Genomic DNA, 21,361 nt, shown 5'->3' on the forward strand with positions numbered 1-21,361 from the left:
GATATGCGCGACATCACTCGAAGGGGCTTGCTCGGAGCGGGACTCGGGGCCGCAGCCGCAGTCACCACGGCGGGCTGCGGCGCCAGTGGCCAGGGCGGCGGTGGTGCGCCCGGCCGGGGCGGTGACCAGGGCAAGGGCGCGAAGCCCTCGCCCTCGGCGGGGAACGGCCGGCCGATCGGGGACGGCTCCACGTCGGACACCGGCAAGCAGCCCCGTCAGCCGCAGCGTCCCGTTCCGCTGGAGCCCGGGCAGACGCCGCCGCAATTCGTGATCTTTTCCTGGGACGGTGCGGGTGAGGTCGGCAACGGACTCTTCCCGCGATTTCTCGAACTCGCCAGGAACCACGGCGCGGCGATGACCTTCTTCCTCTCGGGGATCTATCTGCTGCCCGAGTCGAAGAAAACGCTCTACCGCCCGCCGAAAAACGCGATCGGCGCGTCCGACATCGGTTATCTCACCGACGAGCACATCAAGGACACGCTGAAGCACATACGCCAGGCATGGCTCGACGGCCATGAGATAGGCACCCATTTCAACGGGCATTTCTGCGAGGGCCCCGGATCGGGCAGCAACTGGTCGTCGGCGGACTGGCGCAGCGAGATCGACCAGGCTGTGAAGTTCGTCACCGAATGGCGCACCAGCAGCGGCTGGCACGACATCGATCCCCTGCCTTTCGACTACCGCAAGGAACTCGTCGGCAGCCGCACCCCCTGTCTGCTCGGGCAGGACAAACTGCTGCCCGTGGCGAAGCAGCTGGGCTGGCGGTACGACGCCTCCTCGCCCGGCGGCCGCCAGACATGGCCCGACAAGCGGCTGGGCGTCTGGGACCTGCCGCTCCAGCAGGTGCCGTTCCCGGGACGCTCCTTCGAGGTGCTGTCCATGGACTACAACATGCTGGCCAACCAGTCCCACAATGCGACGCAGGGCGTTCCCTCGCGTTTTCCGGGCTGGCGCAAGCAGGCGACGGAGGCGTATCTCGCGGGATTCACCCGCGCCTACGAGTCCAATCGCGCACCGTTCTTCATCGGCAACCACTTCGAGCAGTGGAACGGCGGCATCTACATGGACGCCGTGGAGGAAGCGCTCAAGCGCATGGCCGGCAAGAAGGACGTACGGCTGGTCTCCTTCCGGCAGTTCTGCGACTGGCTCGACGTGCAGGATCCGCAGGTGCTCGCGAAACTGCGCACCCTTCAGGTCGGCCAGTCACCCGCGGGTGGCTGGAACGCATTCCTTAAGGCTTCTTGACAACGGGCCTTATCGGGCACGCAGGGGGGTGCGGAAGATCGCCGCCGGGGTCATGCGAAACTTTTCACATGAGCCTCAGCCGTGCCCCCCGCGCCGCCCTGCTGACCGCCCTGGTCGCCGCAGGCGCGCTCACCCTGTCGGCCTGCGGCGAGGGCGGGAAGTCCGGAGGCGGCGGCGACACGAACTTCGTCACCGGCTCCGGCGGCATCGACACCGTCGCCAAGGGGGAGCGCCAGGCCCCCCACGAACTCAAGGGCGAGACCCTGGAGGGCGAGCCGCTCGACGTCGCCGACCTCAAGGGCAAGATCGTCGTGATGAACGTGTGGGGATCGTGGTGCCCGCCGTGCCGGTCCGAGGCCCCCTATTTCGCGAAGGTCGCCAAGGAGACCGAGGCGAAGGGCGTCGAGTTCGTCGGGATCAACACCCGGGACAGCAAGAAGGAGCCCGCGCTCGCTTTCGAGAAGGACTACGGAATCGAGTACCCGAGCCTGTACGACCCGATCGGCAAACTGATCGTCAACGGCTTCCCCAAGGGCAGCCTCAATCCGCAGGCCATTCCCTCCACCATCGTGCTCGACCGGGACGGAAAGATCGCGGCCCGCTCGCTCAAGGCGCTCGACGACGAGGAACTGCACAAGATCATCGACCCGTTGATCGCGGAGAAGTGATCCTGTGACGTTCCTTGCCGCGGCACCGGAGGTGTACGACACGGTCTTCGGCGGCGCCCTGCTCCTCGCTCTGCCCATCGCCCTGTTCGCCGGGCTGGTGTCCTTCTTCTCGCCGTGCGTGCTGCCGCTCGTCCCCGGCTACCTCTCGTACGTCACCGGGGTCACGGGAACCGACCTCGCCGAGGCGAAGCGCGGCCGCATGGTCGCCGGCGCCTCCCTGTTCGTCCTCGGCTTCACCGCCGTGTTCGTGTCCGGCGGGGCGCTCTTCGGCTACTTCGGCTCCACCCTCCAGGGGCACCGGGAGATCCTGTCCAAGGTCCTCGGCGCGCTGATGATCCTGCTGGGCGTCTTCTTCATGGGTCTGATGCCCTGGCTCACGCAGCGCGAGTTCCGCATCCACAAGCGGCCGGTGTCCGGCCTGCTGGGCGCGCCGCTGCTCGGCGCGCTGTTCGGGATCGGCTGGACGCCCTGCATCGGGCCGACGCTGTCCGCCGTGACGGCGCTCGCCGCGAGCGAGGCCAGCGCCGGCCGCGGGGCGCTGCTGACCGTCGCGTACTGCCTCGGCCTCGGGCTCCCGTTCGTCCTCGCGGCGGTGGCGTTCCGCAAGGCGCTCGGGGCGTTCGCCTGGGTGAAGCAGCATTACGCCTGGGTGATGCGGATCGGCGGCGGCATGATGATCGCGACCGGTCTGCTGCTGCTCACAGGTGTCTGGGACACCATGGTCCAGTCGATGCAGAGCTGGTCCAACGGCTTCACGGTGGGGATCTGAACGTCCATGAGCAAGTACGACACCGACGCACGCGAACTCGGCGAGGCCGGCGCGCAGTTGTCCACCGCCCCCACCGAGAACGCCGCGGACCAGGCCGTCGGCGGGCCCACCCTCGGCGTGACCGGCTGGGCGCGCTGGTTCTGGCGGCAGCTGACCTCCATGCGGGTCGCGCTGATCCTGCTCTTCCTGCTCTCGCTGGGCGCGATCCCCGGCTCCCTCGTCCCGCAGAACAGCGTGGACGAGATGAAGGTGCAGGCGTTCAAGGACCGCCACGAGGTGCTCGGGCCGCTCTACGAGAAGCTCCAGTTCTTCGACGTCTACAGCTCGGTGTGGTTCTCGGCGATCTACATCCTGCTGTTCGTCTCCCTCATCGGCTGCATCGTGCCGCGCTCCTGGCAGTTCGTCGGCCAGCTGCGCGGCCGCCCGCCGGGCGCGCCGCGGCGGCTGACCCGGCTGCCCGCGTACACGACGTGGCGCACGGAGGCCGAGCCGGAGCAGGTGCGCCGGGCGGCGCTCGCCCTGCTGCGCGGGCGCCGCTTCCGCGCCGACGAGGCGGGTGACGCGGTCGCCGCCGAGAAGGGCTACCTGCGCGAGGCCGGCAACCTGGTCTTCCACGTGTCGCTGATCGTGATGCTCGTGGCGTTCGCGGCGGGCCAGCTGTTCAAGTCCGAGGGCGGCAAGCTGGTCGTCGAGGGCGGCGGCTTCTCCAACACGCTCACGCAGTACGACGACTTCAGGTCCGGTTCGCTGTTCGACACCGACGACCTGTCCCCGTTCAGCTTCACCCTGGACAGCTTCACCGGCACGTACGCCAAGAGCGGCCCGCAGCGCGGCACCCCCCGCACCTACGAGGCCGCCGTGACCTGGTCCGGCCCGGGCGGCACCGAGAAGAAGCAGGTCGTCGAGGTCAACAAGCCGCTGGAGGTGGACGGCACCAAGGTCTTCCTCAACGGCCACGGGTACGCCCCCGTCGTCACGGTGCGGGACGGCAAGGGCAAGGTCGTCTTCCAGGACGCGGTGCCGCTGCTGCCGATCGACAACAACGTCACCTCCACCGGCGCCATCAAGGTGATGGACGGCTACCGGGACAAGAACGGCAGGAAGGACCAGCTCGGCTTCCAGGCGTTCTTCGTGCCGACGTTCGCGGGAGACGGCAAGGGCGACATGTTCTCGCAGTTCCCGGGCCTGGAGTACCCGGTGCTCGCGCTCACCGGCTACCACGGCAGCCTCGGTGTCGACGCGGGCCTGCCGCAGAACGTGTACCAGCTCGACACCAGCAAGATGAAGCAGTTCACGAACGCCGACGGTGAGATCCTCAAGCAGCGCATGCGCCCCGGCGAGACCATGACGCTGCCGGACGGCGCGGGCTCCATCACCTTCGAGAAGGAGGTCAAGGAGTGGGCGACCTTCCAGATCACCCGTCAGCCCGCCGCCGGCTGGGCGCTGACGGGCGCGATCGCCGCCATCGCGGGCCTCGCCGCCTCGCTGTTCATCCAGCGCCGCCGGGTCTGGGTGCGGGCCGTGCGCGGTGACGACGGTACGACGGTCGTCGAGATGGCGGGCCTCGGCCGCAGCGAGTCGGCGAAGCTCCCGGAGGAACTGGCCGACCTGGCCGCGATTCTCCATTCCGAGGCGCCCACGGCGCCTGAACCTGTAGACGTTCCTGCCGAAGGGGCTGAGAAGTGACTCTCGCCGCCGCAACCGCCGCCGCAGCCAACGAGAACCTGGCGCAGATCAGCAACTACCTGATCTATTCGTCGATGGCCGTCTACACGCTGGCCTTCTTCGCGCACATCGCCGAGTGGCTCTTCGGCAGCCGCAGCAAGGTGGCCCGCACGGCCGCCGCGCTCACGGCCCCCGCCGCGGAGGCCGCCGCCCCGCCGGTCACGGTCCGCACGGCGGGCGCGACCGCGGTCCTGGAGAAGCCGAAGGTGGTCACACGGGCCGCGAGCGGCACGCGGGACGTCCCCGACGGCCCCGGCGCGCACGGCGGCACCGCGCAGGGCGACCTGTACGGCCGCATCGCGGTGTCGCTCACTGTGCTCGCGTTCCTGCTGCAGGCGGCGGGCGTCGTCGCCCGCGCCCTGTCGGTGCAGCGGGCGCCGTGGGGCAACATGTACGAGTTCTCCACGACGTTCTCCACGGTCGCCGTCGGTGTGTACCTCGCCCTCCTGCTGGCCGGGAAGAACGTCCGCTGGGCCGGCCTGCCGCTGGTCACGACCGTCCTGCTGGACCTCGGCTTCGCCGTGACGTACCTGTACACCGAGAGCGACCAGCTGGTGCCCGCCCTCGACTCGTACTGGCTGTGGATCCACGTCTCCACCGCGATCTTCTGTGGCGCCGTCTTCTACCTCGGCGCGGTCGGCGCGGTGCTCTACCTCTTCCGCGACGCCTACGAGCGCAAGCTCGCCCGCGGCGGAAAGCCCGGGACGTTCGCCACGTCGGTCATGGAGCGGCTGCCCTCGGCCGCCTCGCTCGACAAGTTCTCCTACCGCGTCAACGCGGCCGTCTTCCCGCTGTGGACCTTCACGATCATCGCCGGCGCGATCTGGGCCGGCGACGCGTGGGGCCGCTACTGGGGCTGGGACGCCAAGGAGGTCTGGTCCTTCATCACCTGGGTCGCCTACGCCGCCTACCTGCACGCCCGCGCCACGGCCGGCTGGAAGGGCCGCAGGGCCGCGTACATCGCGCTCATCGCGTTCCTGTGCTTCCTGTGGAACTACTACGGCGTGAACATGTTCGTGAACAGCCTGCACTCGTACGCGGGCGTCTGAGGCCGCCCGTGAGGTAGCGCCCGCGCCGCGCCCGCGCGACGCTGGAGACATGAGTGACGTGATCCCCCAGGGCACCACCGAGACCCGGGACGACGGCACTCGCCTGCTGCGGTACGAGCTGCATCTGCCGCATCCGGTGATCCGGGTATGGGCCGCCGTCGCCACCCCCGAGGGGCTGCCGACCTGGCTCTGCGCCGCCGACCTGCTCGAACCGAGAATCGGCGGCGCGGTGAGGCTGCGCTGGCTCAACACCGACGCGGAGGGGCGCCACACCTTCGCGGAGGGCCATGTCACGGCGTGGGACGTGGAGCGGGTCGCCGAGTACACGGTCACCGTGCACGGCCGCATCCGCTTCCACCTGGAGCCGCACGGCGACGAGGGCACGGTGCTCCGCTTCACCAACGAACTGCGCTGCGACGACGAGGTGCTGCTCGACTGCCTGGCCGGCTGGCACAACCACTTCGAACTGCTGGTCGCCGCGCTGGAGGGCAGGCCGACCACCGACTGGTCGGCCTGGACCGCCGAGCGCTGGCAGCAGCTGCGGGACGCCTACGCGTCCGCCTGAACGCACCAGCCGGTCAGTCCTTCATGACGATGCAGTCCTCCGGCGGCGGCTTCTGGTCCGGCCAGGAGAACTCCTCGAACCGCAGCGTCCCGTCGGCGGCGAGCCGCACGATCGGCACCGCCTTGTTCCGCGGGTTGCCGTAGTTGTCCAGGCAGATCCAGCCGCTCGCGCCGTTCACCCGGAGCGAGCCCGTCAGATGCGGCCACTGGGCCGTCACATCGGCCGGCGCCGGAGCCTTCGCCGAGGTGCCGGTCGCGCGCCGGATGCCCTGCACGGCCGTCGCCATCGCGTCGTGACCGATGATCGTCTGCCCGTCCTGGAGCTGGTTCGGGCCGATCTCGGGGCGCATCTCGGCGATCGCGTCGGCCAGTTGCCGGTACGCCGCCGCCGAACCGCCCGTCGCGGGCAACGTCCGCCCGGGAGCCTCGACCCATGCGTCCGGGTGGGCGAGCGCCGCGTACTTCAGCGTCACCCGCGGTTTCGTCTCGCCCGGCCGCACCGCCAGCGCCTGCCGGTCCAGCTTCTCGTCCGAGCCCAGGTAGGACGCCTCGTCGCCGGTCAGAACGGTGAAACCGCGGCGCGCGCAGCCCGACCTGCCGAGCTCGGACAGGAAGATCCGCAGCGGGGTGTGGCGGCCCGCGAAGAACACCGTGTGGGCGTCGGTGTCGCAGATGTAGTGGGCGATGCTGTTGAAGACGTTGCCGAGATTGCCCGGGTTGTTCGGTTCCTTGCTGGACGTGAACTGCGTCGGCTCGTAGACCTGGTTCGGCAGCTGCTCGTTGAACGCCTCGCGCAGCGTCTGCGCGTAGCGGTCGTCCGGGTTCGTGTCGTACACGAGGAGAGCGCTGCGGTCGACGGACCTGGCGTGCGACACCAGCGCCCGGGCCTCGTCCTTGTTGGTCGGGGCGACCCGTGCGAGGCCGGGGATGTTGGTGATGTCGTCGGCGGTGATCGTGGAGCCCACCATCGGAATGTGATGGCGGGCCAGCAGGGCGACGGCCTGCTTGGTCGCGGTGCTGCTGGTCGCGATGCCGGTCACCGCGCGCAGCTGCTCGGGGCCGTCCGCCATCGTGACCAGCTGGTTCACCACGGCCTCCCAGTGGTGGCCGAGGTCGCCGGTGTTGGCCAGCAGCACACGGATCTTCGGCGGCCGGCCCTCGGCCCGGTTGGCGAGCTTCTGCTGGACGTACACGCCCTGCAGCTCGTGGCGTATCTTCGTCAGCTGCTCCGGCGCGCCGGAGCTGAACGGCATCATCACCGCCACCGAGACCGTCAGCTGCACGGAGTCCTCCGCGGCCCGGTTCTCGGCGGCGATGGCACGCGCCACCTCCCGTATCTCCTCGACCCCGAAGTCGTAGCCGGTCGCCGAGACACCGATGCACTCGTCGCTGCCCTCGGGTTTGACCACACCCGTCGCGCACTCGCGGTCCTCGTCGAGGACGCCCGGCCCGAACAGCACGCCGAGCACGACCGCGGTCACGACCCCGACCCCGATGAGGATCTTCGTCAGGTTGTTCATCAGTCCGTCCCCCCACTCGCCCGGCCCCGCCGGGAGCAGTCGCACTCCCGCAGCGGACGGCCCGACCGGATGCTCTCCGCCCAGTGCCGGGCGGCGTCGGTGAGCACGGAGCTGTCGGCGACGTCGTCCCGCAGCGCGTGCAGCGCCCCGTGGACCGCCGCCTCCAGGCGCGCCTCGGGCAACTCCAGCCAGTCCTGCGCCAGCCAGGCCGCGTTCAGCAGCCGCTCGACGCGCCGCTCCGGCTCGCGGTGCCCGCCCGTGAACGCCAGTCTGCTCCGCTCCGGCAGTCCCTCGAAACCCGGCGCCGACGCGATGTGCAGCAGCTCGTCCAGCCAGGACGCCGTGTCCGCGCGGCCGAGCGAGCCGGTCAGGTACGCGACCGCGCCCGCGGTCCGGCCGATCGCCAGCTCGTGGTGGTACGCCTGCCAGGCGTCGGTCCCGGCCGCCGCGTAGTGCATCACGAGCCGCGAGTGCATGCCGAGCCACGACGAGTGGTCGGCGTCCAGGTGGTAGAGCCGGTGCAGCAGCAGGGTGCGCAGGCAGTGGTCGGCCACGAAGTGCCGGTCGCAGCGCGGCCATCCGTCGGTGTCGAGCGCGTGGCGCAGCTCGGGTGTCGTCATGCCGGCCGCCACCGGGAGCAGCAGCTCGGCGGAGCGCGCGTCCGCCGCCGGGGACAGGCGGGTGAGCAGCTCGCCCAGCTCCCCGGGGACCAGCTCCTGCCGCAGCGCCTCGGCCACCGTCGGCCCGGTCGCCGCCTGCCGCGGCGTCGCCGGCCGGTGCCGCAGCAGCGAACGCAGCGTCAGCGTCGTGAGCGCGGTCGGCTCGGGCGGGCCCGCCGGGCCGGGCGGGCCCGCGGCGTTGGCCGCCGTCCGCAGTTCGTCGATCGCGTCCGTCATCCGGGTCATGGCCAGCGGCCGCCCGCCCGTGAACCGGTAGAGCGCGCGCGGCAGTCCGGGCGGCAGCATCGCGTCCGGATCCACGTGGCTCAGCAGCCCGTCCGAGGTCTCCGGGCCGGCCGGCGGCAGCGGCGGATACGGCACCACGACCAGCGGGTGCACGCACAGCCCGTCGCCCCGGCCGCCCGCCAGCCCCACCGCGGAGCTGAGCGACGCCAGCCGGTGCGCGCCCTGCAGGACCGGCGGGTCGCCGCGCCGGAACGCCGCGTACACCACCACCCGGTCCGGATGGCCGGTCGACCGGTGGGTGAGGCAGTCGCGCACCAGCTGCTCGCCCAGCTCGTCGTGGGCGTTGTCGAGCAGCATCAGCGGACGGCCGGTGCGCAGCAGCCAGCCGCCGGTCGTCCGGTACGCCTCCTCCAGGTCGGCCCGCAGCGCCTGACCGAGGAAGTACTCGGCGCGCCGTCGCTGGTCACCGCCGAGCCGGAAGTGGCTGCCGAGCAGGGTCAGCCCCCAGCGGGCGCTGCCCTGCGCGCCCGGATAGGCCCCGTACCAGCCGACGGCCTTGCGGCTGCCGCGCTGGAACAGCTCCTGCAGCAGCACCTCCACCGACACCTCGATGAACTTCTGCACCGGCGGCAGCGGCATCGGCAGCGCCGCGTACGCCGCCATCAGCTTGGCGACCCAGCTCTGCACGACCGCCGCCCAGTTGCCGCGGGCCGGCGAGATCAGCTCCAGGCGGCGCAGTTCGGCGGCGATGCGCTCGTCCTGGTCGGCGTTCCACGTGCCGGAGGCGACGGCGACCAGCCCCGCGAACAGCCGCGTCATGTGCAGCGTCGGCGTCCGGGCGGGCCCGGCGCTGGTGAAGCCGATGCCGAGCAGCCGCAGCGCCTCCGTCACCAGCGAACGCGACTCCGGCGACTCGGCCGCGCCGGTGCGCAGCGTGTCGTCGGCGCAGTCCAGGTACGCGGTGGGCGTGACCGGTCCGCAGACGTCCCGCAGCCAGGCGAAGTCGTACGACTTGCCCATCCCGCGGCCGCCGACGACGGCGACCACGGGCGGTGGCAGGGCCTTGCAGACGGGGCGGAACTTCCGGCCGGCGACTTCTGTGCCGGTGAGATGGGACGTGAGCTGCGCGAGCAGTTCGCTCCGCGCGGCGAGTTGATCCCTCAAGTACGACTCCCGAGCGGTCAAGTGGCGCCGGGGGACAGGTAGTTGACGACGATGATATGGCGCGCGGGGCAGGTGGGCGAGGGGATTGCAACGGATTCGTGTTCAGCCCGTCACGCGCGGTCGCGGCCCTCGGGGGGGGCGCGCCGCGGGGCGGATGTGCCAGGCAAGGCACGCCCGGGGCGTTGGTAGCGCCGAGCCTCCAGCCGTGCCGGCGAGGCGGATGCGCCGGGCAGGGCGCGTCCACGGGCGGCAGCGGGGCCGGCGTCGCAGATGGGGCGGGCGCGGCTCGCCCGCGGGCGGCGGTCCGGCGCCGCGGACGGCGCCTGGTCGCGGCCCTCGGGGCGCCGCGCGGAGCTTCACCCGGTGGCGGCAGGACGCGTGGCTCAGTCGTCGCCGATGTCCTCGTGCCACAGCGCCGGGTGCGCCGCCACGAAGTCCCGCATCATCGCCGCGCATCCGACGTCGTCGAGCAGCACGATCTCCACGCCGTGCTCCGCCAGCCAGTCGTGCCCGCCGCTGAAGGTCCGCGCCTCGCCGATCACGACCCGGGAGATCCCGAACTGCCGCACCAGCCCTGAGCAGTACCAGCACGGCGACAGCGTCGTCACCATCGTGCTGCCCCGGTACGACCGCTGCCTCCCGGCCGCCCGGAACGCCGACGTCTCGGCGTGCATCGACGGGTCCCCGTCCTGCACACGCCGGTTGCGGCCGCGACCCAGCAGCGAACCGTCGGCCGCGTACAGCGCGGCCCCGATCGGGATGCCGCCCTCGGCGAGCCCCGCGCGGGCCTCGGCGACGGCGGTGGCGAGCCACCTGCGGGCCTGAGCGTCGTCCATGCCCGGACCCTTACCCGGCGGGCCCCGGCATCACCACGTCGACACGGCCGAGGAACCCATCGGCGGAGACCGGCCGAGACGGTCGCGACCCGCTCGACGGTCAGCCGTCCTTGTCCTCGCCCTGCTCGCGGCGCTTGAGCTCCTCCTCGCGGCGGCGCAGGTCGGCCTCCCAGTCCTTGAGCAGCGACTCGTCCTTCTTGTTCTCGTCCTTGATGGACTTCAGGAACTCGGGGTTGTCGTCGGGAGCGACCCACTCCATGCGGTGGTTGCGGTGCCATTCGGACGGCGTGCGGCCGCCGGCCGGGGCGTGCCGCATCTTCCCGGCGGCGAACCAGACGATCGGCCCGACGATCCAGAACAGCAGGATGATGAAGATCCAGGCGAGCTTGGGCAGGTGCTTCGCCTCGTCCTCGGGCGTGTTCAGGCAGTCGATGAACGCGTAGATCGTCAGCGCCAGCGGCAGGATGTACATCAGCGCCCTGAGCATGTGGGACAGCCCCCTGGAGACTTGGCGGAGCCGTGTTCCCCGGCCCCGGTGACGGGGCCAGGGTAGCCCGTGGCTGATACTTGGCCCCATGGCTTACGACGATCTTCGCTCCCTGCTCCGGGCGCTGGAGCGCGAGGGCGACCTCAAGCGCATCAAGGCCGAAGTCGACCCGTATCTCGAGGTCGGGGAGATCGTCGACCGGGTGAACAAGGCCGGCGGGCCCGCCCTGCTCTTCGAGAACGTGCGCGGCTCGGCGATGCCGCTGGCGATGAACGTGTTCGGCACCGACCGCCGGCTGCTCAAGGCGCTCGGGCTGACGTCCTACGACGAGATCAGCGACAAGATCGGCGGCCTGCTCAAGCCCGAGCTGCCGCACGGGTTCGTCGGGGTGCGCGAGGCGTTCGGCAAGCTGGGCTCGATGGTGCACGTGCCGCCGAAGAAGGTGAAGGACGCGCCCGTGCAGGAGGTCGTCCTGACGGGCGACGACGTCGACCTGGACGCCCTGCCCGCGCTGTTCACCTGGCCCGAGGACGGCGGCTCCTTCTTCAACCTCGGGCTCACGCACACCAAGGACCCCGAGTCCGGTGTGCGCAACCTCGGTCTGTACCGCCTCCAGCGCCACGACCGGCGCACCATCGGCATGCACTGGCAGATCCACAAGGACAGCCGCAACCACTACCAGGTCGCCGCCCGGCGCGGCGAGCGGCTGCCGGTCGCGATCGCCTTCGGCTGCCCGCCGGCCGTCACCTACGCGTCGACCGCCCCGCTGCCCGGCGACATCGACGAGTACCTGTTCGCGGGGTTCGTCGCGGGCAAGCGGATCGAGATGGTCGACTGCAAGACCGTGCCGCTCCAGGTCCCGGCGAACGCGGAGGTCGTGCTGGAGGGCTGGCTGGAGCCGGGGAAGATGCTTCCCGAGGGCCCGTTCGGCGACCACACCGGCTTCTACACGCCGCAGGAGCCGTTCCCGGCGCTGACGATCGACTGCGTGACGATGCGCAAGCGGCCGCTGCTCCAGTCGATCGTGGTGGGCCGGCCGCCGACGGAGGACGGGCCGCTGGGCCGTGCCACCGAGCGCTTCTTCCTTCCGCTCCTCAAGATCATCGTGCCGGACATCGTGGACTACCACCTGCCGGAGTCGGGCGGTTTCCACAACTGCGCGATCGTCTCGATCGACAAGAAGTACCCGAAGCACGCGCAGAAGGTCATGCACGCGATCTGGGGCGCGCACATGATGTCGCTGACCAAGCTGATCGTCGTCGTCGACGCCGACTGCGACGTCCACGACCTGCACGAGGTCTCCTGGCGCGCGCTCGGCAACACGGACTACGCGCGCGACCTCACCGTCGTCGAGGGCCCGGTCGACCATCTCGACCACGCCTCCTACCAGCAGTTCTGGGGCGGCAAGGCGGGCATCGACGCGACGCGGAAGCTCCCCGAGGAGGGCTACACCCGCGACGGCGGCTGGCCCGAGATGGTCGTGTCCGACCCCGAGACGGCGGCGAAGGTCGACCGCCGCTGGAAGGAGTACGGCCTGTGACCTCCGCCGCCGCGGCCGTCCCGCAGCCCGGACGCACCAGGGCGTTCCTGCGCCTGGTGATGATCGAGCACTCGGTCTTCGCGCTGCCGTTCGCCTACATCGCCGCCCTCACCGCGATGTTCCGGCACGACCGCACCGTCCACTGGGTCCAGCTGCTGCTCGTCACCGTCGCGATGGTGGGCCTGCGGACGTTCGCGATGGCGTGCAACCGGGTCATCGACCGGGAGATCGACGCCCGTAACCCGCGTACGGCCTCGCGCGAGCTGGTGACCGGCGCGGTGTCGGTCCGTTCGGCGTGGACGGGCGCGCTGGTCGCCGTCGTCGTCTTCCTCGGCGCGGCGGCCCTGCTCAACCCGCTGTGCCTGGCGCTCGCGCCGGTCGCCGTGGTGCCGATGGTGGTCTACCCGTACGGCAAGCGGTTCACGGACTTCCCGCACGCCATCCTCGGTCTGGCCCAGGCCATGGGGCCGATCGGCGCGTGGATCGCGGTCACCGGCGCGTGGTCGTGGGAGGCGGTGATCCTCGGTCTCGCGGTGGGCGTGTGGATCGGCGGCTTCGACCTGATCTTCGCCTGCCAGGACGTCCAGGCCGACCGGGCCCACGGCGTGAAGTCGGTCCCCGCGCGCTTCGGCATCCCGGCGGCGCTGTACGGGGCGCGCGGCTGCCACGTCATGACGATGGCGCTGTTCGTCTGGTACGCGCTGGCCACGGACGCGGGCGTGTTCCTGTGGCTGGGGCTGGTGATCGTGGCGGCGGCGTTCGGCTACGAGCACACGATCGTGCGCCCGCACGACCTGTCGCGTCTGAACAGGGCGTTCTTCACCGTCAACGGCTTCATCGGGATTGCCCTGTTCGTGTGTGCGCTGCTCGATCTCCTCGTTCGAGGTCTGACCCTCTAGCCGGCGATCGACACCGACAAGCCGCCGGTGGACCCGGGAGCCTAGGCGCGAGCGGCGCGGCGGCGGAAGACGAAGGCCGCCGCCACGCCCGCCAGCAGGCCGAAGAGGTGGCCCTGCCAGCTCACCGCGGTCTCGGCCGGTGAGATGCCGAGCAGGACCGAGCTGCCCCACACCGCGCCCACGAGCAGTCCCACCACCAGGTCCAGCGCCTTGCGCTCCACGAAGCCGCGCGCCACCAGGTAGCCGAAGAGGCCGAAGACGAGGCCGGACGCGCCGGCCGTGTTCGCGCCGGCCGGGGAGAACAGCCACACACCCAGGCCGGACACCACGACGATCAGCACGGACACGGCGAGGAAGCGGCGGATTCCGCCGAGCGCGGCGAGGAAGCCGAAGATCAGCAGCGGGACGCTGTTGGCCGCGACATGCGCGAAGCCGAAGTGCAGGAAGGCGGCCGGGACCACGTCGGCCAGCTCGCCGGGCTCACGGGCCACGATGCCGTACGCGTCCAGCGAGTGGCCCGTGGCCACGTCGACCGCTTCGAGCGCCCACAGCAGCCCGACCCAGCCCAGCATGAGCACGGCCGCGGCCTTCGCGCGGTCCGACGCGGTCCACGGTGTGGCGGGTGTGTGCGGCATCGCGGGCCCCCTGCGGTGTGTGTGCGTCTCCACCGGGAACGCCGGGCCCGCCTTGCGCAGTTCCGCACGTGCCTCGCCGGATAGGCTCACCCGTGTGGAGCCGCAGGAAATGAACAGTCGCCGGCCGTGGGTCGTGGGGGTGTCGGGTGCCTCCGGCACGCCGTACGCCGCCGCCGTGCTGCGGGCGCTGCTCGCGGCCGGCGAGAGCGTGGACCTCGTCGTCAGCCGCGCCTCACGGCTGACGCTGCTGGACGAGACCGGGATCGCCTTCCGGGACGCGCACTGGCAGGACGACCTGCGTCAGTGGCTGGCCCGCGGGGCGGACGGCAAGCCCGACACGTTCGACATCGACGTGTCCGGGGTGCGCCACTGGGCCGCGGGTGACCTCGCCGCGGGCCCGTCGTCGGGGTCGTACCCGGCCAAGGGGATGCTGATCGTGCCCGCGTCCACCGCCTGCGTGGCGGGAGTGGCGCTGGGCCTTTCGAAGGACCTGCTCCAGCGGGCCGCGAGCGTGACGCTCAAGGAGCGGCGCAGGCTGGTGGTCGCCGTGCGGGAGACCCCGCTGAACGGGCAGACGCTGAAGCACCTGGTGACGCTGGACGAGGCGGGCGCCGTGGTGTTGCCCGCCTCTCCGGCGTTCTACGCGGGGGCGACGCACATCCAGGATCTGGTCGACTTCGTCGCCGGGCGGGTGCTGGACGCGGCAGGGGTGCCGCACCGGCTGTACCGCCGTTGGGAGGGTGAGCTCGGAGGTGGCTCCGCGGACGGTTAGCTCTTCCGGCCGCGGCGCGGCGCGCGGGTCCGGTCGGCCCGGCGGGCGGCAGAGGGCTGGTGGGCACGCGAGCGGTTGGCCAGCTCCTGCAGCTGTCGCATGTGGGCGTAGGCCATCTCGATCGTGTACACGGTGAGTGTCATCTCCTGTATGGATCGCGATCCTTGTGGGATCAACTCTGATCGTTTGAGTAATTCGCAGGGTGTCGGCCCTGTACACCTTAGATTCTACACGTATACTTGCGGTATCGCTGAACAATGGAAGGCTTGAGTCTATGGACGCCGTGGACAGGCAGCTCATCCAGGCCCTGCGCGAGAACGGCAGAGCCTCGTACGCCGAGCTCGGCCGGCTTGTGGGGCTCTCCGGCCCCTCCGTGACGGACCGCATCAACCGCCTGGAGGCGGCGGGGGTCATCACCGGCTACCGCGCCACCGTGGACGCGGCCTCGCTCGGCCTCGGCGTCACGGCCCTCATCGGCATCTCGCTGTCGGACGCCGCCGACCACGAGGACGTCGCCCGCCGGCTGCGGGACCTCGCCGAGATCGAGGACTGCTGGTTCATCGCCGGCGACGACTCGTACATGCTCAAGGTGCGCGCCAGCGACGTCGACGGCCTGGAGAAGACCATCCGCCGGCTCTCCGGCACCCGCGGCGTCTCCCGCACCCGCACCACGATCGTCCTCTCCACCAAGTGGGAGAACCGCGTCGGAGACCTCCCCGACGAGGCGTGAGCCACCCGCCGTCCGCCGTACCGCCCCGCCCGTGAAAGGACGGCAAGGGCGGGGGAGTACGGTGGGCGGAGCCTGTTTTACGTGGAGATATGGGAGGCGGCCGTCGTATGGACGCGGGACTCAAGCGCGAGCTGGAGGAGAAGGTCCGGGCCGGTGAGCGGCTGACCCGTGAGGACGGCATCGCGCTCTACGCGTCGGACGACCTGGCCTGGCTCGGCGGCCTCGCCCACGAGGTCCGCACGCGCAAGAACGGCGACGTGGTCCACTTCAACGTCAACCGCCACCTCAACATGACCAACGTGTGCACCGCGTCGTGCGCCTACTGCTCGTTCCAGCGCAAGCCGGGCGAGAAGGACGCGTACACCATGCGCATCGAGGAGGCCGTCCGCCTCGCCAAGGCGATGGAGAACGAGAACCTCACGGAGCTGCACATCGTCAACGGCCTCCACCCCAACCTGCCGTGGCGGTACTACCCCCGTTCGCTGAGCGAGCTGAAGAAGGCCCTGCCGAACGTCTCCCTCAAGGCGTTCACCGCCACCGAGATCCACCACTTCGAGACCATCTCGGGGCTGTCCGCCTCCGAGATCCTCGACGAGCTGATCGAGGCCGGCCTCGAATCGCTGACCGGCGGCGGCGCGGAGATCTTCGACTGGGAGGTCCGGCAGCACATCGTCGACCACCGCACCCACTGGGAGGACTGGTCGCGCATCCACCGCCTCGCGCACGAGAAGGGCCTCAAGACCCCGTGCACGATGCTGTACGGGCACATCGAGGAGCCGCGCCACCGCGTGGACCACGTCCTGCGCCTGCGGGAACTGCAGGACGAGACCGGCGGCTTCCAGGTCTTCATCCCGCTGCGCTACCAGCACGACTTCGTCGACATGCAGGACGGCAAGGTCCGCAACAAGCTGCAGGCGCGCACGACCATGGCGACGGGCGCGGAGGCGCTGAAGACCTTCGCGGTCTCGCGCCTGCTGTTCGACAACATCCAGCACGTCAAGGTCTTCTGGGTGATGCACGGCGTGCAGACCGCCCAACTCGCCCTCCAGCACGGTGCCGACGACATGGACGGCTCGGTCGTCGAGTACAAGATCACGCACGACGCCGACAACTACGGCACGCCGAACAAGCTCACCCGCGACGACCTGCTCGACCTGATCCGCGACGCCGGCTTCCGCCCGGTCGAGCGCAACACGCGCTACGAGGTCATCCGCGAGTACCCCGGCCCGGACGCCTCCCGCCGCGAGTCCCCGCAGCCGATGCGCGTCTGACGTCCGGTGGCTCCGCCCCCTGCCCCCGGCCGGGGGCGGAGCGCCGTGTCCGGTCCGGAGCGTGGGATACGTCTCGTACCGTGGAAATCCGCGTGCCCGCCGCCGGGCCTTTCCTACGCTGGCCCGCATGGCTCTCACCTTCGAACTCGATCCGCCCGGCGGGCCGGCTCTGCGCGACGGCGTGCTGGAGCTGTGGGCCGACGTCAGCAACGCCGGCGGAGCCGTCGGCTTCGTGCCACCCGTCACCGTCGACGACATACGCCCCGAGTGGGTCAAGCACCTGACGGCCATGGCCGAGGGCCGGATGCGGCTGCTCGTCGGGCGTGACGAGGACGGCGAGATCGCGGCCACGGCGTTCCTCGCGCTCAACACGCACCGCCTGATGACCCACTGGATCTGGCTGTACACCGTCATGGTCCACCCCCGCCACCAGGGCAAGGGCTACGGCCGCGACCTGATGGCCGCCGCGGCGGACGCCGCCCGCGGCCTGGAGGGCGTCGAGGCGATACGCCTCACCTGCCGAGGCGGCACCGGCGCCGACCGCTTCTACGCCGCCTGCGGGTACAAGGAGGTCGGCCGCGTCCCGGGCGCCATCCGCGTCGCGGACGGCGACGACCGCGACGACGTCATCATGCTCCTGCCGCTGCACTGAGCCGCCCACTCCTCATCGAGGCCCTGCGGACCGCCCCATTTGTCGGGCGTGCTTCACTGGACGGGCACCTCTGTCATACCTGTCGTACCAAGGAAGAAGGCCCGCCGTGTCCGCAGGAAAGTCGAGCGCCGCGATCCGGTACACCCTGCTGCGGCTCGCGATCTTCGTCGGCTGCTTCGTCGTCGTCGCCGGTCTCGTGCAGGTCGGCGCCCTGCCCAAGGGCCTGGGCGACGCCAACTTCGCCTGGGTCGTACTGCTCGCCCTCGTGCTCTCCGCGCCCCTAAGCTTCGTGCTCCTGCGTAAGCAGCGCGACGCCATGTCCGAGCAGATCGCCACGAAGGTGGACCGGGCCAAGGCGAGCCTGGACGCCAACCGTTCCCAGGAGGACGGCGTCACGCAGTAGCGGCGGGCGCGGGGCCGACGGGCCCCGAAGGGGTCCGAGGGTCCCCGAGGATGCCTGCGGGGTTGTCTCAAAGGGGAGCTTTGAGGTTCTCAAAGTTCAAGTGTTAACGTGTCGGCATGAAGACATCAGTGCGCCACCACACCGCCGCGAGCATCCCGCTCGTGGCGCGCCTGCATGTCGATCTCTGCCGCTGTACGTCCGCGGTCTGTTGCCGCCAGGTCTGACCCGGCATCACGGCGGCACCGCGCATTCGCGCCCGGGCGCCGCACCCCCCTTCCCCGTCTGTCCCCGCTACGCCCTGTGGAGTGTGCCCGTGTCCGCGACCACTGTGTCCGCGTCCGGTAACCGCATACCGAATAACCGCATACCGAAGATCCCCTTCTGGGCCCAGATCGTCGCCGGTCTGGTGCTCGGCGTCCTGCTCGGCTGGCTCGCCCGCAGCCAGGACGTCTCCTGGCTGAAGGACACCCTCGACCAGGTCGGCTCGATCTTCGTCCAGCTGCTGAAGCTGGCGGTCGCGCCGCTCGTCTTCTTCGCGATCCTGGTCTCGATCGCGAACCTGCGGAAGGTCAACAACGCCGCCCGGCTGGCCACCCGCACCCTGCTCTGGTTCATGATCACGTCGCTGATCGCGGTCGCCATCGGCCTCGTCATCGGCCTGGTCACCAACCCCGGCGCCGGTACCGGCCTCACCCCGAAGGACGGCCAGAAGCCCGAGCACGCCGGCTCCTGGATCGACTTCCTCACCGGCATCGTGCCGACCGACGTCATCACGCCCTTCACCGAGCTGAACGTCCTCCAGATCGTCTTCATGGCCGCCGTCGCCGGCATCGCCGCCCTCAAGCTCGGCGACCGTGCCAAGCCGATCCTCGCCCTGAGCGAGTCCGTCCTGGAGCTGCTCCAGAAGGCCCTGTGGTGGGTCATCCGCCTCGCGCCCATCGGTACCGTCGGCCTGATCGGCTTCGCCATCGCCGACTACGGCTGGGACCTGATCGGCAAGTACGCCACGTTCACCGCCGACGTCTACATCGGCTGCGCGCTGGTCCTGTTCGGCGTCTACCCGCTGCTGCTGGCGACCGTCGCGAAGGTCAACCCGCTCCAGTTCTTCAAGGGCGCCTGGCCCGCCATCCAGCTGGCCTTCGTCTCCCGCTCCTCGGTCGGCACCATGCCGGTCACCCAGAAGGTCACCGAGCGCCTCGGCGTACCGAAGGACTACACCTCCTTCGCCGTCCCGTTCGGCGCGACCACCAAGATGGACGGCTGCGCCGCGATCTACCCGGCGCTCGCCGCGATCTTCATCGCGCAGATCTTCGACGTGCAGCTGGGCATCAAGGAGTACGTGCTGATCGCCTTCGTCTCGGTCGTCGGCTCGGCCGCCACGGCGGGTCTGACCGGCGCGACCGTCATGCTGACGCTGACCCTCTCCACGCTCGGCCTTCCGCTGGAGGGCGTGGGCCTGCTGATGGCGATCGACCCGGTCCTCGACATGATGCGGACCGCGACGAACGTGGCCGGTCAAGTTGTATGCCCGTTGATTGTTGCTGCGCGTGAGGGCATCCTCGACCGCGACGCCTACAACGCGGCGAAGTCGTCGCCCATCGATGCTGTCGACGTGCGTGACGCTGAGCAGAAAGTGACCGTCCCGGTCACTGCGTAGCTCCCCAAGCCGGTGTCGCGCTCGGCTAAGCAGCGACAACAGGGAAGCCCCCGCACGGCTCGATGAGGCTGGGCGGGGGCTTCGGCGTGATCTGATGACGTGAGCAAGGTGCCAGAAGACCCGTGTCCTACGTGGTGAGGTGGAGGGCACGATCTAGGGGGTCGGGGAGCAGACGTCAACCAGCCTTCACCGGCGCATCGGTGCCGTCATACACCTGTCCGCTCACGGCATCCACCCGCCACGTGTCCGCCGCCGCTGACGCCAGCGGGTCGGCTTCCTGTCCGTCTTCGCCCATCGACACGCCCACGAGCCACTCGGGCCGCCAAGCGCCCTTCCGCTCAACCGCCTTGAGCGTGAACGCCTTGACCTGAAGCTCGTCCGGAACACCGCCTCCACGGGCCCGGAGCTGGGCGGTCATCACCTCTCGCACCGCCTTCTCGGCCTGCCCGGCATCCAGCTTCGCCTTCTCAAGTTTCAGGTGGGTGGGACCGAGAGTCACATCCACCTGCGAGACGCGCCCGGCCCTGTCGATCTGCACATCCAGCATCTTCGGCATCAGCACATCGTTGTCGAGCCACCGCCAGCTGGTCATCCATCCCAGTTCCGCCTTCTCTCCCACTGGGTACGTCTTGTGCGTTACCGCACCCTGCCCCCACGGGTAGCGCTCGCGCATGTACAACTGCGCGACCTGGTACGCCTCCTGCTCGTTGGACGGCGCCTGCGCTCCCGCCACGGGATACCCCATGACGGTGGGACGGTCGCTGTCTTCCAACAGCACGTTCAGGTGCTTCTTATCCGGCCATGACAGGCTGCCGTTGCCAAACGCCTCTGGATGCCTCTTGTCTCGGCTGAGCAGGGTGAAGATGACATTCGTGCACGGTGCTCCCACACAGGGCTGGTCATACACGCGTCCCAGCTCATACCGGTCGCCGAACGCCTCTTTCACAACCCGCTCGACGGCCTGCTGCTGCAGAGAGTCCGCAGCCGACAGCCCAGTGCCGTCCACATGCGCGAAGGTCACTACCGGGCGGGCCACGCCCGCGCCCAGCACAAGGAGCACCGCGGAAGCGATCAACGACGCCTTGGCGCTGGCCCGCCAATCGAGTGACCCCCGCTTGGCCAGTGCCAATGCGGCGACAGCGAGCCCTGCAAGGCCACCGAGGATGTTCATCTCAGCGTCCGCACTGTCGCACACACGCCCCAGGCCGTTCACCGTGGCCTGGGTGAACTCGATGGCCAAGGGCAGCGCGATGACGCCGACAAGGGCGGGCAATGGCCGGCGCAGGGCCAGAAGGGTGAAGAGTCCGAGCGGCACCGTCATGGCGAGATTCCACAGCCCCTGGGTGGTTTGGAAGGGCTGGGCAAGATCGTGGTTGATGACGCATTGGCCGCTGGCCGAGCCACTGCCCCTAAAGGTGACACCGAGCACGCCGGTGAGCGTGCTGACAAGCCCAGCCCACCACACACCGTGGGGGGTTGCCCAGACGGCTGGAGAGCAACCATGCCGCGCCACCCAGGACGAGGGCGGCCAGCACGCAGGCGGCCAGGTAACCGTAGTTATGTTGGAAGATCGCGGTAAACACAGGTGTGTCCTTGCCAGGGTCAGGGCGGGGGCGGCGAAGGGCCCCGCCTTGTCAGGCGGGGCCCTTGGCGCTGCTGGTTTAGCAGTGTGCGGCGGGCGTCTGGTAGGTGCCGCTGCTGTACTGGAGCACACCGGTGCTGCTGTAGCAGAGGTAGTCCCCGAACTTCTTCCAGGATTTCGTCACCGTCTGGCCGGAGCTGATGGTGAAGTAGGAGGAGTATGTGGTGCTACCGCTCATGGAGTAGCCGAGGCGGACGCTGACGGAGGACCGGGACTGCTGCAGGGTTG

The 21,361-nt window shown here is 70.1% G+C and carries 23 protein-coding genes; 15 read left to right on the forward strand and 8 right to left on the reverse strand.

Features of this window, described 5'->3' with window-relative positions:
• The first annotated feature begins 3 nt into the window (after window positions 1-3).
• From ACLB9X_RS27935 to ACLB9X_RS27960, 6 genes are all read left to right on the forward strand, one after another.
• Complete coding sequence (locus ACLB9X_RS27935; RefSeq protein ID WP_410363188.1) at window positions 4-1,245, forward strand: hypothetical protein; 1,242 nt, start codon at window positions 4-6, stop codon at window positions 1,243-1,245.
• A gap of 68 nt (window positions 1,246-1,313) precedes the next feature.
• A complete protein-coding gene (locus ACLB9X_RS27940; RefSeq protein WP_410363189.1) occupies window positions 1,314-1,913 on the forward strand; it encodes a TlpA family protein disulfide reductase in 600 nt (199 codons plus the stop codon).
• A 4-nt stretch (window positions 1,914-1,917) separates the two neighbouring features.
• Window positions 1,918-2,682 (forward strand): cytochrome c biogenesis CcdA family protein, encoded by a 765-nt coding sequence (locus ACLB9X_RS27945; RefSeq protein ID WP_410363190.1) that lies wholly within the window; start codon window positions 1,918-1,920, stop codon window positions 2,680-2,682.
• A gap of 6 nt (window positions 2,683-2,688) precedes the next feature.
• Window positions 2,689-4,368: a cytochrome c biogenesis protein ResB gene (locus ACLB9X_RS27950; RefSeq protein ID WP_410363191.1), complete on the forward strand. Its 1,680-nt coding sequence runs from the start codon at window positions 2,689-2,691 to the stop codon at window positions 4,366-4,368.
• Complete coding sequence (gene ccsB / locus ACLB9X_RS27955) at window positions 4,365-5,456, forward strand: c-type cytochrome biogenesis protein CcsB (RefSeq protein WP_410363192.1); 1,092 nt, start codon at window positions 4,365-4,367, stop codon at window positions 5,454-5,456. Before ACLB9X_RS27950 ends, ccsB begins: the two co-directional genes overlap by 4 nt.
• Before the next feature lie 49 nt (window positions 5,457-5,505).
• Window positions 5,506-6,021, forward strand: coding sequence for an SRPBCC domain-containing protein (locus tag ACLB9X_RS27960; protein ID WP_410363193.1), 516 nt, complete (start codon window positions 5,506-5,508; stop codon window positions 6,019-6,021).
• 13 nt (window positions 6,022-6,034) lie between these two features.
• On the opposite strand, the gene ACLB9X_RS27965 is transcribed toward ACLB9X_RS27960, so the two are convergent.
• The 4 genes from ACLB9X_RS27965 to ACLB9X_RS27980 form a co-directional block, all read right to left on the reverse strand.
• The gene (locus ACLB9X_RS27965) at window positions 6,035-7,540 is read right to left on the reverse strand and encodes a hypothetical protein (protein ID WP_410363194.1); all 1,506 of its coding nucleotides are present in this window, start codon (window positions 7,538-7,540) and stop codon (window positions 6,035-6,037) included.
• Window positions 7,540-9,609 (reverse strand): hypothetical protein, encoded by a 2,070-nt coding sequence (locus tag ACLB9X_RS27970; protein WP_410363195.1) that lies wholly within the window; start codon window positions 9,607-9,609, stop codon window positions 7,540-7,542. Before ACLB9X_RS27970 ends, ACLB9X_RS27965 begins: the two co-directional genes overlap by 1 nt.
• Window positions 9,610-9,992: 383 nt before the next feature.
• Complete coding sequence (locus ACLB9X_RS27975; RefSeq protein WP_410363196.1) at window positions 9,993-10,445, reverse strand: nucleoside deaminase; 453 nt, start codon at window positions 10,443-10,445, stop codon at window positions 9,993-9,995.
• Between the two features lie 100 nt (window positions 10,446-10,545).
• Window positions 10,546-10,932: a PLD nuclease N-terminal domain-containing protein gene (locus ACLB9X_RS27980; RefSeq protein ID WP_410363197.1), complete on the reverse strand. Its 387-nt coding sequence runs from the start codon at window positions 10,930-10,932 to the stop codon at window positions 10,546-10,548.
• Window positions 10,933-11,020: 88 nt separating this feature from the next.
• On the opposite strand from ACLB9X_RS27980, the gene ACLB9X_RS27985 reads away from it, so the two are divergent.
• Window positions 11,021-12,472, forward strand: a complete 1,452-nt coding sequence (locus ACLB9X_RS27985; RefSeq protein WP_410363198.1) for a menaquinone biosynthesis decarboxylase — start codon at window positions 11,021-11,023, stop codon at window positions 12,470-12,472.
• Window positions 12,469-13,371 (forward strand): menaquinone biosynthesis prenyltransferase MqnP, encoded by a 903-nt coding sequence (gene mqnP, locus ACLB9X_RS27990; protein ID WP_410363199.1) that lies wholly within the window; start codon window positions 12,469-12,471, stop codon window positions 13,369-13,371. Before ACLB9X_RS27985 ends, mqnP begins: the two co-directional genes overlap by 4 nt.
• A 41-nt stretch (window positions 13,372-13,412) precedes the next feature.
• On the opposite strand, the gene ACLB9X_RS27995 is transcribed toward mqnP, so the two are convergent.
• Window positions 13,413-14,006 carry a rhomboid family intramembrane serine protease gene (locus ACLB9X_RS27995; RefSeq protein WP_410363200.1) on the reverse strand — a complete coding sequence of 198 codons (594 nt, stop codon included), beginning with the start codon at window positions 14,004-14,006 and terminating at the stop codon, window positions 13,413-13,415.
• Window positions 14,007-14,115: 109 nt separating this feature from the next.
• Here ACLB9X_RS27995 and ACLB9X_RS28000 point away from each other — a divergent pair, with 109 nt between their 5' ends.
• Window positions 14,116-14,778: a UbiX family flavin prenyltransferase gene (locus tag ACLB9X_RS28000; RefSeq protein WP_410363201.1), complete on the forward strand. Its 663-nt coding sequence runs from the start codon at window positions 14,116-14,118 to the stop codon at window positions 14,776-14,778.
• Here the strand turns inward: ACLB9X_RS28000 and ACLB9X_RS28005 are convergent.
• Window positions 14,775-14,921 carry a hypothetical protein gene (locus tag ACLB9X_RS28005; RefSeq protein ID WP_177148501.1) on the reverse strand — a complete coding sequence of 49 codons (147 nt, stop codon included), beginning with the start codon at window positions 14,919-14,921 and terminating at the stop codon, window positions 14,775-14,777. The genes ACLB9X_RS28000 and ACLB9X_RS28005 overlap by 4 nt on opposite strands.
• A 131-nt stretch (window positions 14,922-15,052) precedes the next feature.
• Here ACLB9X_RS28005 and ACLB9X_RS28010 point away from each other — a divergent pair, with 131 nt between their 5' ends.
• The 6 genes from ACLB9X_RS28010 (at window position 15,053) to ACLB9X_RS28035 (ending at window position 19,491) form a co-directional block, all read left to right on the forward strand.
• On the forward strand, window positions 15,053-15,508 hold the full coding sequence (locus ACLB9X_RS28010) for an Lrp/AsnC family transcriptional regulator (RefSeq protein ID WP_177148502.1): 456 nt from the start codon (window positions 15,053-15,055) through the stop codon (window positions 15,506-15,508).
• Between the two features lie 107 nt (window positions 15,509-15,615).
• A complete protein-coding gene (gene mqnE / locus ACLB9X_RS28015; RefSeq protein ID WP_410363202.1) occupies window positions 15,616-16,779 on the forward strand; it encodes an aminofutalosine synthase MqnE in 1,164 nt (387 codons plus the stop codon).
• 127 nt (window positions 16,780-16,906) lie between these two features.
• Entirely contained in the window at window positions 16,907-17,431 is a 525-nt protein-coding gene (locus tag ACLB9X_RS28020; RefSeq protein WP_410363203.1) for an N-acetyltransferase family protein, read from the forward strand.
• A 106-nt stretch (window positions 17,432-17,537) separates the two neighbouring features.
• A complete protein-coding gene (locus ACLB9X_RS28025) occupies window positions 17,538-17,834 on the forward strand; it encodes a DUF4229 domain-containing protein (RefSeq protein WP_410363204.1) in 297 nt (98 codons plus the stop codon).
• 116 nt (window positions 17,835-17,950) lie between these two features.
• Window positions 17,951-18,058, forward strand: a complete 108-nt coding sequence (locus ACLB9X_RS28030; protein ID WP_410363205.1) for a putative leader peptide — start codon at window positions 17,951-17,953, stop codon at window positions 18,056-18,058.
• A gap of 89 nt (window positions 18,059-18,147) precedes the next feature.
• A complete protein-coding gene (locus ACLB9X_RS28035) occupies window positions 18,148-19,491 on the forward strand; it encodes a dicarboxylate/amino acid:cation symporter (protein WP_410363206.1) in 1,344 nt (447 codons plus the stop codon).
• Between the two features lie 175 nt (window positions 19,492-19,666).
• Here ACLB9X_RS28035 and ACLB9X_RS28040 read toward each other — a convergent pair whose 3' ends face one another.
• Complete coding sequence (locus ACLB9X_RS28040) at window positions 19,667-20,920, reverse strand: VanZ family protein (RefSeq protein WP_410363207.1); 1,254 nt, start codon at window positions 20,918-20,920, stop codon at window positions 19,667-19,669.
• Window positions 20,921-21,152: 232 nt separating this feature from the next.
• Window positions 21,153-21,311 (reverse strand): hypothetical protein, encoded by a 159-nt coding sequence (locus ACLB9X_RS28045; RefSeq protein WP_410363208.1) that lies wholly within the window; start codon window positions 21,309-21,311, stop codon window positions 21,153-21,155.
• Between the last annotated feature and the right edge of the window lie 50 nt (window positions 21,312-21,361).

It is taken from the genome of Streptomyces sp. 5K101 (assembly GCF_046506645.1).
GTDB lineage: Bacteria > Actinomycetota > Actinomycetes > Streptomycetales > Streptomycetaceae > Streptomyces.